11 protein-coding genes and 1 tRNA gene are annotated in these 13,440 nt (G+C 67.5%); 10 read left to right on the top strand and 2 right to left on the bottom strand.

The window, feature by feature from the left end; genetic code table 11:
- Positions 1 to 26 precede the first annotated feature (26 nt).
- The 8 genes from OHA58_RS27350 to OHA58_RS27315 all read left to right on the top strand — a co-directional run bounded on the left by OHA58_RS27350 (position 27) and on the right by OHA58_RS27315 (position 10,156).
- The gene (locus tag OHA58_RS27350) at positions 27 to 2,372 is read left to right on the top strand and encodes an FdhF/YdeP family oxidoreductase (protein WP_405482047.1); all 2,346 of its coding nucleotides are present in this window, start codon (positions 27 to 29) and stop codon (positions 2,370 to 2,372) included.
- A gap of 80 nt (positions 2,373 to 2,452) precedes the next feature.
- Positions 2,453 to 2,914, top strand: a complete 462-nt coding sequence (locus tag OHA58_RS27345) for a PaaI family thioesterase (protein WP_405482045.1) — start codon at positions 2,453 to 2,455, stop codon at positions 2,912 to 2,914.
- A 458-nt stretch (positions 2,915 to 3,372) separates the two neighbouring features.
- A complete protein-coding gene (locus OHA58_RS27340) occupies positions 3,373 to 4,062 on the top strand; it encodes a hypothetical protein (protein ID WP_405482043.1) in 690 nt (229 codons plus the stop codon).
- 421 nt (positions 4,063 to 4,483) lie between these two features.
- Positions 4,484 to 5,680 (top strand): branched-chain amino acid ABC transporter substrate-binding protein, encoded by a 1,197-nt coding sequence (locus tag OHA58_RS27335; protein WP_405482041.1) that lies wholly within the window; start codon positions 4,484 to 4,486, stop codon positions 5,678 to 5,680.
- A gap of 192 nt (positions 5,681 to 5,872) precedes the next feature.
- Positions 5,873 to 6,805 carry a branched-chain amino acid ABC transporter permease gene (locus OHA58_RS27330; protein WP_405482040.1) on the top strand — a complete coding sequence of 311 codons (933 nt, stop codon included), beginning with the start codon at positions 5,873 to 5,875 and terminating at the stop codon, positions 6,803 to 6,805.
- A gap of 5 nt (positions 6,806 to 6,810) precedes the next feature.
- On the top strand, positions 6,811 to 8,583 hold the full coding sequence (locus OHA58_RS27325) for a branched-chain amino acid ABC transporter permease (protein WP_405485201.1): 1,773 nt from the start codon (positions 6,811 to 6,813) through the stop codon (positions 8,581 to 8,583).
- A 5-nt stretch (positions 8,584 to 8,588) separates the two neighbouring features.
- On the top strand, positions 8,589 to 9,443 hold the full coding sequence (locus OHA58_RS27320) for an ABC transporter ATP-binding protein (protein WP_405482038.1): 855 nt from the start codon (positions 8,589 to 8,591) through the stop codon (positions 9,441 to 9,443).
- Entirely contained in the window at positions 9,440 to 10,156 is a 717-nt protein-coding gene (locus tag OHA58_RS27315; protein ID WP_405482036.1) for an ABC transporter ATP-binding protein, read from the top strand. The genes OHA58_RS27320 and OHA58_RS27315 overlap by 4 nt, the downstream gene beginning before the upstream one ends.
- Before the next feature lie 77 nt (positions 10,157 to 10,233).
- Here OHA58_RS27315 and OHA58_RS27310 read toward each other — a convergent pair whose 3' ends face one another.
- On the bottom strand, positions 10,234 to 10,890 hold the full coding sequence (locus OHA58_RS27310) for an ANTAR domain-containing response regulator (protein WP_405482035.1): 657 nt from the start codon (positions 10,888 to 10,890) through the stop codon (positions 10,234 to 10,236).
- Positions 10,891 to 10,987: 97 nt separating this feature from the next.
- Between OHA58_RS27310 and OHA58_RS27305 the strand changes: the two genes are divergently transcribed.
- Both OHA58_RS27305 and OHA58_RS27300 read left to right on the top strand, forming a co-directional pair.
- Positions 10,988 to 11,070: transfer RNA gene (locus tag OHA58_RS27305), tRNA-Leu, on the top strand.
- Positions 11,071 to 11,156: 86 nt separating this feature from the next.
- The gene (locus tag OHA58_RS27300) at positions 11,157 to 11,948 is read left to right on the top strand and encodes a helix-turn-helix domain-containing protein (RefSeq protein WP_405482033.1); all 792 of its coding nucleotides are present in this window, start codon (positions 11,157 to 11,159) and stop codon (positions 11,946 to 11,948) included.
- 13 nt (positions 11,949 to 11,961) lie between these two features.
- Here the strand turns inward: OHA58_RS27300 and pyk are convergent, their stop codons facing one another.
- Positions 11,962 to 13,398, bottom strand: coding sequence for a pyruvate kinase (pyk, locus tag OHA58_RS27295; RefSeq protein WP_405482031.1), 1,437 nt, complete (start codon positions 13,396 to 13,398; stop codon positions 11,962 to 11,964).
- Positions 13,399 to 13,440 lie beyond the last annotated feature (42 nt).

Here is a 13,440-nt window from a genome sequence, read left to right as displayed (position 1 = left end):
CACGTGTGCTCGAAGGGGAACAGACGATGGCAACGAAGCCGCCCACGGGAGATCCGGTCCAGGACGCGCCGCAGGTGGACGCGCCGCTGCGCGCCGCCGCCGGACTGCCCGCCGTCGCCCATTCCCTCAAGATCGCCCAGCAGCAGATGGGCGTGCGCCGCACCGCGCTCACCCTTCTCCGCGTCAATCAGAAAGACGGCTTCGACTGCCCGGGCTGCGCCTGGCCCGAGCCCGAGCACCGGCACAAGGCGGAGTTCTGCGAGAACGGCGCGAAGGCGGTCGCCGAGGAGGCCACCCTGCGCCGGGTCACGCCCGACTTCTTCGCCGCGCACCCGGTCGCCGACCTCGCGACCCGCTCCGGGTACTGGCTGGGCCAGCAGGGCCGCCTCACGCACCCCATGCTTCTGGAAAAGGGGGCTCTGGCGGACGGCGCCGATCGCTACGAGCCCGTGTCCTGGGAGCGCGCCTTCGACATCATCGCCGAGGAGCTGGCCGCCCTGGCCTCCCCCGACGAGGCCGTGTTCTACACCTCGGGCCGCACGAGCAACGAGGCGGCGTTCCTCTACCAGCTGTTCGCCCGCGAGTTCGGCACGAACAACCTGCCCGACTGCTCGAACATGTGCCACGAGTCGTCCGGTTCCGCGCTCACGGAGACCATCGGCATCGGCAAGGGCAGCGTCTCCCTGGAGGACCTCTACAAGTCCGACCTGATCATCGTGGCCGGGCAGAACCCGGGCACGAACCACCCGCGCATGCTCTCCGCCCTGGAGAAGGCGAAGGCGAACGGCGCGAAGATCATCACGATCAACCCGCTGCCCGAGGCCGGACTCGAACGCTTCAAGAACCCGCAGACCCCGCAGGGCATGTTCAAGGGCGCCACCCTGACCGACCTGTTCCTCCAGATCCGCCTCGGCGGGGACCAGGCCCTCTTCCGCCTCCTGAACAAGCTGATCCTGGCTGAATCCGATAGCGCCTCCGGCGCGGGGTCCGGCGCCGTCGACGACGCCTTCATCGAGGAGCACACCCACGGCTACGAGGAGTTCGCCGAGGCCGCCCGCGCCGCCGACTGGGACGCGACGCTGACGGCGACGGGCCTGGAGCGCGCCGAGATCGAGGAAGCCCTCGCCCTGGTGCTCGCCTCCGAGCGCACCGTCGTGTGCTGGGCGATGGGCCTCACCCAGCACAAGCACTCGGTGCCCACGATCCGCGAGGTCGTCAACTTCCTGCTCCTGCGCGGGAACATCGGCCGCCCCGGCGCGGGCGTGTGCCCGGTGCGCGGCCACTCCAACGTGCAGGGCGACCGCACCATGGGCGTCTTCGAGCGCCCCGCTCCCGCCTTCCTGGACGCCTTGGAGAAGGAGTTCGGCTTCACACCGCCCCGTGAGCACGGCTTCGACGTCGTACGGGCCATCGAGGCACTGCGCGACGGCGAGGCGAAGGTGTTCTTCGCGATGGGCGGCAACTTCGTGGCGGCCTCCCCCGACACCGACGTCACGGAGGCCGCGATGCGCCGCGCCGCCCTGACGGTGCACGTGTCGACGAAGCTCAACCGCTCCCACGCGGTCACCGGCGCGCGCGCCCTGATCCTGCCGACTCTCGGCCGCACTGAGCGGGACCTCCAGGTCGGCCCGAACGGGAAAAGCACAGAGCAGTTCGTGACGGTCGAGGACTCCATGAGCATGGTCCACGCCTCACGCGGCCGCCTCGCGCCCGCGAGCAAGCACCTCCTGTCGGAGCCGGCGATCGTGGCCCGCCTCGCGCGCCGCGTCCTGGGCGAGGCGTCACGCACGCCCTGGGAGGAGTTCGAGAAGGACTACGCCACGATCCGCGACCGCATCGCGAACGTCATCCCGGGCTTCGAGGACTTCAACGCGCGCGTGACCGGTTCTGCCGGCCGCCCCGGCGGCTTCACGCTGCCGCACGGCCCGCGCGACGAGCGCCGCTTCCCCACCACCACCGGCAAGGCGAACTTCACGGCCGCGCCCGTCGAGTACCCGAAGCTCCCCGAGGGCCGGCTGCTGCTGCAGACCCTGCGCTCGCACGACCAGTACAACACCACGATCTACGGCCTCGACGACCGCTACCGCGGCATCAGGAACGGCCGCCGGGTCGTCCTCGTCAGCCCTCACGACGCCCAGGCCCTGGGCCTCGCGGACGGCTCCTACGTCGACCTGGTCAGCGAGTGGACGGACGGTGTGGAGCGCCGCGCCCCCGGCTTCCGCGTCGTCCACTACCCGACGGCCCGGGGCTGCGCGGCCGCGTACTACCCGGAGACCAACGTCCTGATCCCGCTGGACGCCACCGCTGACACGAGCAACACCCCCACCAGCAAGTCCGTCGTCGTCCGCCTGGAACAATCGGCGACCGACTGAGCGTTTGCTCAGGCAGCCGACCAGGCAGAACAGCACCCCACGGCACGAACACCGACAGACGACGAACGGAGCCGGGCACCATGGGCGAGCACAGCAGCGTGAAGTTCCCGCAAGAGATCATCGACGAGTACGCGGCGCTCGGCGTCGACCTGCCCGCCCTGTTCTCCGCAGGGGACCTCGGCATCCGCATGGGCGTCCAGATCAAGGAAGCGTCCCCCGAGCGCGTCGTCGGCACCATGCCCGTCGAGGGCAACACCCAGCCCTACGGCCTCCTGCACGGCGGCGCCTCCGCGGTCCTCGCCGAGACCCTCGGCTCCGTCGGTTCGATGCTCCACGGCGGCAGCTCCAAGATCGCCGTCGGCGTCGACCTGAACTGCACGCACCACCGCGGCGCCCGCTCCGGCCTCGTCACCGGCGTCGCCACCCCCGTACACCGCGGCCGCTCCACGGCCACGTACGAGATCGTGATCACCGACGAGCAGGACCGGCGGGTCTGCTCGGCGCGCCTGACCTGCCTCCTCAAGGACATGCCCAAGAGCTGAGGCCCCTCTCGTCCGCCGCAGGGCTCGCCCGTCACTGGGCTGGTCCGCTGCAGGGCTCGCCCGTCACTGGGCTGGTCCACGACAGAGCTGGTCCGCCGCAGGGCTCGTCCATGACAGGGCTCGTCCGTGACAGGGCTGGTCCGGTCCTGACTGGGCTGGTCCGTCACAGGGCGCCACAACGATCACGACGCTCCACGCGGCCGTTCCCGGCGCGGACGGCCACCGCCGCCGCGCCGGGCAGCGCAGACGTCCCCCACGGGACGGGAGCCGGCCGGCACGGCACCCGGCCGCCGCGGACGCGAGTTCGACCCACACACAGACAGCCCTCACCGCCTCACGGACGCCACAGCGCAGACGTTCACCAAGACGCGACCCACCGCTCAACTGCCCGATGACGAACAACAGTTGAGCCCGTCGCCCACATTGGCGGACCCACCCCCTCCGCACTAGCGTGGAGCATGGCCGGTATCGGACCCGTCGAGCCGGAACCCCCCTCCGGCGACGGCGCCCCGCACACCCACCCCCACACCCAAGCCCACGCGGACACCCTATGGGCGGGTTCCCCCAACTCCCTCCGCCCCTACGAGCGTTGGGCCGCGCTTCCGTCACGCCTGCGCCGCACCCTGCAAGCCCTGCTCGTCGCCGCGGCCGTCGCGGGCGCCTACGCGTACACCGCCCTCACCACCACCCCGGCCGCGCCCTCCCCCACCCCCTGGCCCTCCCAGGTCACCTTCCTGCACTACGAGGGAGGCGGCCCGCCGGACCCGCACCACCCGCGCGCCGGCACCTTCCGCTTCACCGTCTCCGTACGCGACACCCATCCCGTGATCATCCGTCAAGTACGGGCCGGACCACCGGGATTGAGTACACACGTCATCCCCGCGCTGCCACTGACAGTGAAGGGCGGCACCCCGAAACCCCTCACTGTGCGCATCTCCGTACACAAGTGCGCCGCCCTGCCGCCCGGCTTCACCCTGCCGCACCTCGACCTCGGTCTACGGAACCGTCAGGCACAGCAGCAGCACAGCTACCTCTTCGGCGGCGCCTACCCCCGCGATCTCGCCGCCTATCTGCACGCCACCTGCGGACCGCGCAAAGGGCACTCCGGGCCGCCCCGCGGACCGGGAACGGATCTCACAAGGAAGTAACACTCGGTTACCTCTGCCGTAACAGAGCAATGCGGAGCGCGAGCCACCGCCCCCGAAGCGCCCGGCACCCGCCTCCCCGGCGGCACACTCCCGCCCGTAAGGACCAAGATCACCCCAAGTTCCTTAGCGGAACAGCATGTTCTTCACGTGTGAACATCTGCAGCCCACACCCAAAAGTCCCAATCGCCCCCACTGCACCCGCCCACGAGCACCGCGTCATAACAAGAGCGTCACATCCTTCCCTCCTCAGCTCCCCACCCCACCCACCTGCGCTTATAGTCACGGCCAGTCACCGCGCCGCCGGGCGCGTCTGCTGCACGGCCCTGTACCACCCCAGTACGGCCCGGCGAGACACACGGCCCCAACCACGGGAGCCGCGCCAGGGAGAGGATTGATCGTGCGACACCGTTCCTTGCTCATCATGACCAGCGTGCTCACCACCGGAGCACTCACGCTCACCGCCTGCGGATCGCGCGACGACAACAAGGGCAGCGACAGCAGCAAGAAGACCACCGTCATCATCGGCGTCGACGCCCCGCTCACCGGCCAGAACTCGGCCACCGGTCTCGGCATCCAGGGCGGCGTGCAGATCGCCGTGAACGACGCCAACAAGAACAACACCGTTCCCGGCGTGACCTTCAAGGTCCAGGCGCTCGACGACAAGGCGATCCCGGCCCAGGGCCAGTCCAACGCCACCCAGCTCGTCCAGAACGAGAAGGTCCTCGGCGTCGTCGGCCCGCTGAACTCCGGTGTCGCCACCCAGATGCAGCAGGTCTTCGCCACCGCCAACCTGGTCGAGATCTCTCCGTCCAACACGGCCCCCGAGCTCACCCAGGGCAAGAACTGGCAGGCCTCCAAGTCCCGCCCGTTCAAGACCTACTTCCGCACCGCCACCACCGATGCCCTACAGGGCGGCTTCGCGGCCGACTACGCCTACAACACCCTGAAGAAGCGCAAGGTGTTCGTGGTCGACGACAAGCAGACCTACGGTGCCGGCCTGGCCAAGCTCTTCAAGGCCGGCTTCACCAAGGCCGGCGGCAAGGTCACGGGCCAGGACCACGTCAACACCGGCGACACGGACTTCTCCGCCCTCGTCACCAAGATCAAGAACTCCAAGGCCGACCTCGTCTACTACGGCGGCCAGTACGACGAGTCCGAGAAGCTCACCAAGCAGCTCAAGGACGGCGGAGCCAAGGTCCCGCTGTTCGGCGGTGACGGCATGTTCAGCGACACCTACATCCAGACCGCCGGCAAGACCTCCGAAGGCGACCTCGCCACCTCGGTCGGCCAGCCCGTCGACTCCCTGCCCTCCGCCGCCGACTTCATCAAGAAGTACAAGGCCTCCGGCCTCAAGGGCGACTACGGCACGTACGGCGGCTACTCCTACGACGCCGCCACCGCCATCATCAAGGCGATCGGCAACGTCGTGAAGGACGGCAAGGTCCCCTCCGACGCCCGCACCAAGATCGTCGGCGAGGTCCAGAAGACCAAGTTCGACGGCATCGCCGGACCCGTCTCCTTCGACGAGTACGGCGACACCACCAACAAGCAGCTCACCGTCTACCAGGTCGTCGACGGCAAGTGGAAGGCCGTCAAGAGCGGCACGTTCAGCGGCTGATCCGAACCACCCCGGGCCACCAGGCGGTTCGGTCACCGAGGGCCACGGCCCGACCGAACCGCCGACCCGGTCGAAACCACCGGGACAGGCCCTCAGCACCACCTCAGGGCCGCGCGGCCATGACCACCCGTCACCGCGCGGCCCGCTTCATACGCCCTGCTCAACCTCTCCCCACCACATGGAGGCCATGCGGTGAACACCCTGCCGCAGCAGCTGGCCAACGGGCTGTTCCTCGGCTCGATGTACGGCCTGATCGCCATCGGCTACACGATGGTGTACGGCATCGTCCAGCTCATCAACTTCGCCCATGGCGAGATCTTCATGACCGGCGGCTTCGGCGCACTCACGGTCTACCTCTACGTTCTGCCCAACGGCACATCCATGTGGATAGCCCTCCCCGCGATGCTGATAGGCGGCGGAATCGTCTCCGTCCTCATCGCAGTCGGGGCCGAACGCTTCGCCTACCGACCACTGCGCGGAGCACCACGCCTCGCCCCGCTCATCACCGCCATCGGTCTGTCGCTCGCCCTCCAGCAGGTCGTCTTCAACTGGTACCCGAACGCCAAGAACGACCTCACGTTCCCCCAACTGCCCTTCGGACCCGTCCACATCGGCTCCGTCAGCATCCAGAGCGGCAGCGTCTTCGTCATCATCGCCGCCCCCCTCTGCATGGCGGCCCTCGCCCTGTTCGTCAGCCTCTCCCGCACCGGCCGCGCCATGCAGGCCACCGCGCAGGACCCTGACACCGCGCAGCTCATGGGCATCGACACCAACCGCATCATCGTCATCGCCTTCGCCATCGGCGGCTTCTTCGCCGCCGTCGCGGCCGTCTCCTACGGACTGCGCTACGGCACCGTCAAGTACGACATGGGCTTCCAGATGGGCCTCAAGGCCTTCACCGCGGCCGTCCTCGGCGGCATCGGCAACATCTACGGCGCCATGATCGGCGGCCTCGTCCTCGGCCTCGCCGAGACCATGGCCACCAGCTACATCGACGGCATCCCCGGCATGCAGCAGCTCGGTGGCGGCGGCTGGTCCGCAGTCTGGGCCTTCGTACTCCTCATCCTCGTACTGCTGTTCAGGCCACAAGGCCTCATCGGCGAACGCGTCGCGGACAGGGCGTGAGCACCATGGCAACCACCGACACCACCACCCCCCCGCGCGGCCTCGTCGCGCTCCCCGCGACCGCCGCACGCGCCCTCGTCACCATCGGCGCCGTCGCCACCATCGCCAGCACCTTCATGTCCTGGACCTACACGTCCGACTTCCCCGGGGACCTCACCTACTACGGCTCCCCGGCCGGACTCCAGATCCTCGACCTCGTCGCCGGCATCCTGACGCTGCTGTTCGCGCTCACCCTCTTCGGCATCCGCGGCCTCGGCTGGCTCAACCCGGCGACGGCCATCCAGCCCGTCCTCCTCGCCGCCGCGTCCGCGTTCGCCGTCAGCTGGTTCAGCGCCATCGCCATCGCCATCGACCTCAAGGGCCTCGTCGCCCTCGACCCCGGCGCCTACATCGCCGCCGTCGGCTCCGCCATCGCCCTCGTCGGCGCCCTCGCGCTCCCCAAGCCCGGTGACACCTTCAAGGACTACGTCACCAAGCCCGACAACATCCCCCCGGCCGCGAAACTCCCCGCCTGGGGCCAACGCCTCGTCATCACCGCCGCCACCGCCCTCGCACTGATCGTCTTCGCCTACGGCGTCGGCGTCGACCCCGACGCGAGCGAAACGTTCCTGGGCTACATCCTCCTGGTCGTCCTCGGCACCTGGTCCCTGTTCACCGCAGGACTCTTCGACCGCTTCGCCCAGCTCAACGCCGGCCACAAGGGATTCGCCACCTCCATGGCCTTCCTCGCGGCAGCGCTCTTCCCCTTCGTCGAGAACAACGAGCACAACTCCAACCTCGGCGTGAACATCCTCGTCGTCGCCACCGTCGCCCTCGGCCTCAACATCGTCGTCGGCCTCACCGGACTCCTCGACCTCGGATACGTCGCCTTCCTCGGCGTCGGCGCCTACGCGGCCGCCCTCGTCTCCGGCTCCGAATTCTCCCGCTTCTCCGGCGTCCAGTTCCCCTTCTGGGCCGCCATGCTCACCGGCATGCTCGCGTCGCTGGTCTTCGGCGTCCTCATCGGCGCCCCCACCCTGCGCCTGCGCGGCGACTACCTCGCCATCGTGACCCTGGGCTTCGGAGAGATCTTCCGCATCACCGTCAACAACCTCGACGGCACCTCCGGCCCCAACCTCACCAACGGCCCCAACGGCATCTCCATGATCCCGGACCTCAACATCTTCGGGTTCAACTTCGGAAGCACCCACGACATCGGCGGATTCTCCCTCGGCCGCTTCGCGAACTACTTCCTGCTGATGCTGCTCATCACCGCGATCGTCGTCCTCGTCTTCAACCGCGCCGCGGACTCCCGCATCGGCCGCTCCTGGATCGCCATCCGCGAGGACGAGACCGCCGCCACCGCCATGGGCATCAACGGCTTCCGCGTCAAACTCATCGCCTTCGCACTCGGCGCCTCCCTCGCCGGCCTCGCCGGCACCGTCAGCGCCCACGTCGGCTACAGCGTCAACCCAGCCCCGTACCAGTTCGCCGGCTCCGTGCCCCCGAACTCCGCGTTCCTCCTCGCCGCCGTAGTCCTCGGCGGCATGGGCACCGTCAACGGACCCATCCTCGGCGCCACCCTGCTCTACATGCTCCCCGAGAAGCTCAGCTTCCTGAAGGAGTACCAACTCCTCGCCTTCGGCGTCGCACTCGTCCTCCTCATGCGGTTCCGCCCCGAAGGCATCATCGCCAACCGCCGCCGCCAACTCGAGTTCCACGAGAGCGACGACACCGTCCACATCCCCGAACAAGGCCTGCCCGACTCCACCGTCGGCGTCACCAAGGCAGGGGCGTAACCACCATGACCACCACCACAGCCCCCAGCCCCGTCCTCGAAGCCACCGGCGTCACCATGCGCTTCGGCGGCCTCACCGCCGTACGCAACGTCGACCTCACCGTCAACGCCGGAGAGATCGTCGGCCTCATCGGCCCCAACGGCGCGGGCAAGACCACCTTCTTCAACTGCCTCACCGGCCTCTACGTCCCCACCGAGGGCAAAGTCGCCTACAAAGGCACCGTGCTGCCCCCCAAGCCACACCTGGTCACCACCGCCGGCATCGCCCGCACCTTCCAGAACATCCGGCTCTTCGCCAACATGACCGTCCTGGAAAACGTCCTCGTCGGCCGCCACACCCGCACCAAGGAAGGCCTCTGGTCCGCCATCCTCCGCGGCCCCGGCTTCCGCAAAGCAGAAGCAGCCTCCCGCGAACGCGCCATGGAACTGCTGGAGTTCATCGGCCTCGCCCACAAGGCCGACCACCTCTCCCGCAACCTCCCCTACGGCGAACAGCGCAAGCTCGAAATCGCCCGCGCCATGGCCAGCGAGCCCGGCCTGCTCCTCCTCGACGAGCCCACCGCCGGCATGAACCCGCAGGAGACCCGCGCCACCGAAGACCTCGTCTTCGCCATCCGCGACCGCGGCATCGCCGTCCTCGTCATCGAGCACGACATGCGCTTCATCTTCAACCTCAGCGACCGCGTCGCCTGCCTCGTCCAGGGCGAAAAGCTCGTCGAAGGCACCTCCGAAGTCGTCCAGGGCGACGAACGCGTCATCGCCGCCTACCTCGGCGAACCCTTCGAAGGCGCCCCCGAAGACACCGCCGCAGCCGCAGTCGAAGCCGCGGAAGCACACGCCACGGAAGGAGACGACCAGTGAGCGCACTCCTCGAAGTAGAAGACCTCAGGGTCGCCTACGGCAAGATCGAAGCCGTCAAGGGAATCTCCTTCAGCGTCCAACAAGGCGAAGTCGTCACCCTCATCGGCACCAACGGCGCCGGCAAGACGACGACATTGCGGACCCTGTCCGGACTCCTCAAGCCGCTCAGCGGCAAAATCACCTTCGACGGAAAGCCGCTCACCGGCGTCCCCGCACACAAGATCGTCGCCATGGGCCTCGCCCACTCCCCCGAAGGCCGACGCATCTTCCCCCGGCTCACCATCGCCGAAAACCTCCAGCTCGGAGCATTCCTCCGCTCCGACAAGGCAGGCATCGAAAAAGACATCCAGCGCGCCTACGACCTCTTCCCCATCCTCGGCGAACGCCGAAAGCAAGCCGCGGGAACCCTCTCCGGCGGCGAACAGCAAATGCTCGCCATGGGCCGCGCCCTCATGTCCCAGCCCAAACTGCTCATGCTCGACGAACCCTCCATGGGCCTCTCCCCGATCATGATGCAGAAAATCATGGCCACGATCGTGGAACTCAAGTCCCAGGGCACGACCATCCTCCTGGTCGAGCAGAACGCCCAGGCCGCACTCTCCCTCGCGGACCACGGCCACGTCATGGAGGTCGGCTCCGTCGTCCTCTCCGGAACCGGACAAGACCTCCTCCACGACGAATCCGTCCGCAAGGCGTACCTCGGCGAGGACTGAGCCCGTACGCAGTTATGGCTGAGGCCCGTACCCCTCCGGGGGCACGGGCCTCAGCCATAAGCGGTACGGGGCGGAACTCAGCCCTTCCCGGCCTTCTTCTCCTCGGCGTCCTGAATAACCGCCTCAGCAACCTGCTGCATCGACAGCCGGCGATCCATCGACGTCTTCTGAATCCAACGGAACGCCGCCGGCTCCGTCAGACCGTACTCCGTCTGCAACACCGACTTCGCCCGGTCCACCAGCTTCCGCGTCTCCAGCCGCAGCGTAAGATCCGCGACCTCGTTCTCCAACGTCCGCAGCTCCTGGAACCGCGACACCGCCATCTCAATGGCCGGAACGACATCACTCTTACTGAACGGCTTCACCAGATACGCCATCGCACCCGCGTCCCGCGCCCGCTCCACCAGATCGCGCTGCGAGAACGCCGTCAGCATCAGCACCGGAGCGATCGACTCCTCCGCGATCTTCTCCGCCGCCGAGATGCCGTCCATCTTCGGCATCTTCACATCCAGGATCACCAGATCGGGCTTGTGCTCACGCGCCAGCTCGACCGCCTGCTCGCCGTCACCGGCCTCACCGACGACGGTGTAGCCCTCTTCCTCGAGCATCTCTTTGAGGTCGAGGCGGATCAGAGCCTCGTCCTCGGCGATGACGACACGGGTCGTCAGCGGCGGGACGTGCGACTTGTCGTCGTCGGGCGCGTCTACGGGCTGGGGCGACTCGGGGGCGGTCACGTGGGCGCTCCTTGTTCCAGGCAGGTGGTGCTGCTGCCTAGAGCCTACCTAGCTGCGACCGGCTGCGGTGACCCGGTATGCTTCCCGGCAGTGCCGAGCCGGGTTGGTGGAACGGTATACACGGAGGTCTCAAACACCTCTGCCTGAGAGGGCTTGCGGGTTCGAATCCCGCACCCGGCACAGTGAGAGAGAAGCGGATGTTCACATTCTCGTGAACATCCGCTTTTTGCCGTCCACGAGAGCGATCAGCTACGCAGAGTAGCCGTATGAATCTTCACGGCACTGAAGTGCGGCAGAAGGCGCTCACCCTACTTCGAGGCGGAGCCAAAAACGCAGACGTGGGGCGGCAGCTCAACATCCCGCTCGGCACTATCAGCTACTGGAAGCACGTCGATCGTGCGAAGCGTGGAGAGCGAGTACAGACACGCCCCTCGCTCCTCTGCCCCAGGTGCGACGCACGCCCCCTCGATCAGCCGGTCTACGCCTACTTGCTCGGCCTCTACCTCGGGGACGGGCACATAAGTCACTACGCCAAACACAAAGTGCCCAGCCTCATGATCACCCTCGACGACGCTTGGCCCGGGATTCAGGACGAAGCCGAAGCCGCACTACGGTCCGTCTTCCCCCACAACGCAACTTGCCGTGTGCGCACCAAGGGCGCGCACAACATCAAGGTCTACTTCAAGCACCTCAACTGCCTCTTCCCCCAGCACGGCCCTGGCAAGAAGCACGACCGCAAGATCGCCCTTGAATCCTGGCAACAAGAGATCGTCGATGCCCATCCGTGGGAGTTCATCCGGGGCCTCATCCACTCCGACGGCTGTCGGGTCACCAACTGGACCACCCGCGTCGTCCGTGGTGAGCGCAAACGCTACGAGTACCCCCGCTACTTCTTCACCAACGTCTCCGACGACATCAGGCAGCTCTTCACGGACACGCTAGACAAACTCGGCATCCAGTGGACGCACTGCACCCGCCACGGGAACCCGTACAACATCTCGGTCGCCCGCAAGGCTTGTGTCGCCCTCATGGACACCCACGTAGGCCCCAAATACTGACCAATACTGCCCCCTACTTCGGGCTGTCGTCCTCGCCGATGTGGTGGACGCGGACCAGGTTGGTGGAGCCGGAGACTCCGGGCGGGGAGCCGGCCGTGATGACGACGATGTCGCCCTTCCGGCAGCGGCCGTACTGGAGGAGGAGTTCGTCGACCTGGTCGACCATCGCGTCGGTGGAGTCGACGTGCGGGCCGAGGAAGGTCTCCACTCCCCAGGTGAGGTTGAGCTGGGAGCGGGTGGCCTGGGCCGGGGTGAAGGCCAGGAGCGGGATGGGTGAGCGGTAGCGGGAGAGGCGGCGGACTGTGTCGCCGGACTGGGTGAAGGCCACCAGGAACTTCGCGCCGAGGAAGTCGCCCATTTCGGCTGCGGCGCGGGCGACGGCTCCGCCTTGGGTGCGGGGTTTGTTGCGTTCGGTGAGGGGCGGGAGCCCCTTGGTGAGGATGTCTTCCTCTGCGGCTTCGATGATGCGGCCCATGGTGCGGACGGTTTCGACGGGGTATTTGCCGACGCTGGTTTCGCCGGAGAGCATGACGGCGTCGGTTCCGTCGATGACGGCGTTGGCGACGTCGCTGGCCTCGGCACGGGTGGGGCGGGAGTTGTCGATCATCGAGTCGAGCATTTGGGTGGCGACGATGACCGGCTTGGCGTTGCGCTTGGCGAGTTTGATGGCGCGCTTTTGGACGATGGGGACTTGTTCGAGGGGCATTTCGACGCCGAGGTCTCCGCGGGCGACCATGATTCCGTCGAAGGCGGCGACGATGTCGTCGATGTTGTCGACGGCCTGGGGCTTTTCGACTTTGGCGATGACGGGGAGGCGGCGGTCTTCCTCGTCCATGATGCGGTGGACGTCTTCGATGTCGCGTCCGCTGCGGACGAAGGAGAGGGCAATGACGTCGGCGCCGGTGCGCAGGGCCCAGCGGAGGTCTTCCTGGTCCTTGTCGCTGAGTGCGGGGACGGAGACGGCTACGCCGGGGAGGTTGAGGCCTTTGTGGTCGGAGACCATGCCGCCTTCGATGACGGTGGTGTGGACGCGGGGGCCGTCTACGCCGGTGACTTCGAGGGTGACTTTTCCGTCGTCGACGAGGATGCGTTCGCCGGTGGTGACGTCGGTGGCGAGGCCGTCGTAGGTGGTTCCGCAGGTGTGGCGGTCGCCTTGGATGTGGGGTTCGACGGTGATGGTGAATTCGTCGCCGCGTTCAAGGAGTACGGGGCCTTCGCTGAAGCGTCCGAGTCTGATCTTCGGGCCTTGAAGGTCGGCGAGGATTCCGACGCTGCGGCCGGTTTCGTCGGAGGCCTTTCGGACGTGGTGGTAGCGCTCCTCGTGTTCGGCGTAGGTGCCGTGGCTGAGGTTGAAGCGGGCTACGTCCATTCCGGCTTCGACGAGTGCCTTGATCTGCTCGTACGAGTCGGTGGCGGGGCCCAGGGTGCAGACGATCTTTGCTCGGCGCATGGTTCGAGCCTAGGGCTTACCGGTGGGTAGGGAATTGGTTGT

This window comes from Streptomyces sp. NBC_00009 (assembly GCF_045040855.1).
Classification (GTDB): Bacteria; Actinomycetota; Actinomycetes; order Streptomycetales; family Streptomycetaceae; genus Streptomyces; species Streptomyces aureus.
This window is presented reverse-complemented; position numbering and strand designations above follow the sequence as displayed.

Excerpts from the sequence above, each read along its gene's own strand:
- OHA58_RS27320 (WP_405482038.1), top strand. The coding sequence starts at position 8,589 with ATGACCACCACCACAGCCCCCAGCCCCGTCCTCGAAGCCACCGGCGTC.
- OHA58_RS27325 (WP_405485201.1), top strand. The coding sequence starts at position 6,811 with ATGGCAACCACCGACACCACCACCCCCCCGCGCGGCCTCGTCGCGCTC.
- OHA58_RS27350 (WP_405482047.1), top strand. The coding sequence starts at position 27 with ATGGCAACGAAGCCGCCCACGGGAGATCCGGTCCAGGACGCGCCGCAG.
- OHA58_RS27340 (WP_405482043.1), top strand. The coding sequence starts at position 3,373 with ATGGCCGGTATCGGACCCGTCGAGCCGGAACCCCCCTCCGGCGACGGC.
- pyk (WP_405482031.1), bottom strand. The coding sequence starts at position 13,398 with ATGCGCCGAGCAAAGATCGTCTGCACCCTGGGCCCCGCCACCGACTCG.
- OHA58_RS27345 (WP_405482045.1), top strand. The coding sequence starts at position 2,453 with ATGGGCGAGCACAGCAGCGTGAAGTTCCCGCAAGAGATCATCGACGAG.
- OHA58_RS27300 (WP_405482033.1), top strand. The coding sequence starts at position 11,157 with ATGAATCTTCACGGCACTGAAGTGCGGCAGAAGGCGCTCACCCTACTT.
- OHA58_RS27335 (WP_405482041.1), top strand. The coding sequence starts at position 4,484 with ATGACCAGCGTGCTCACCACCGGAGCACTCACGCTCACCGCCTGCGGA.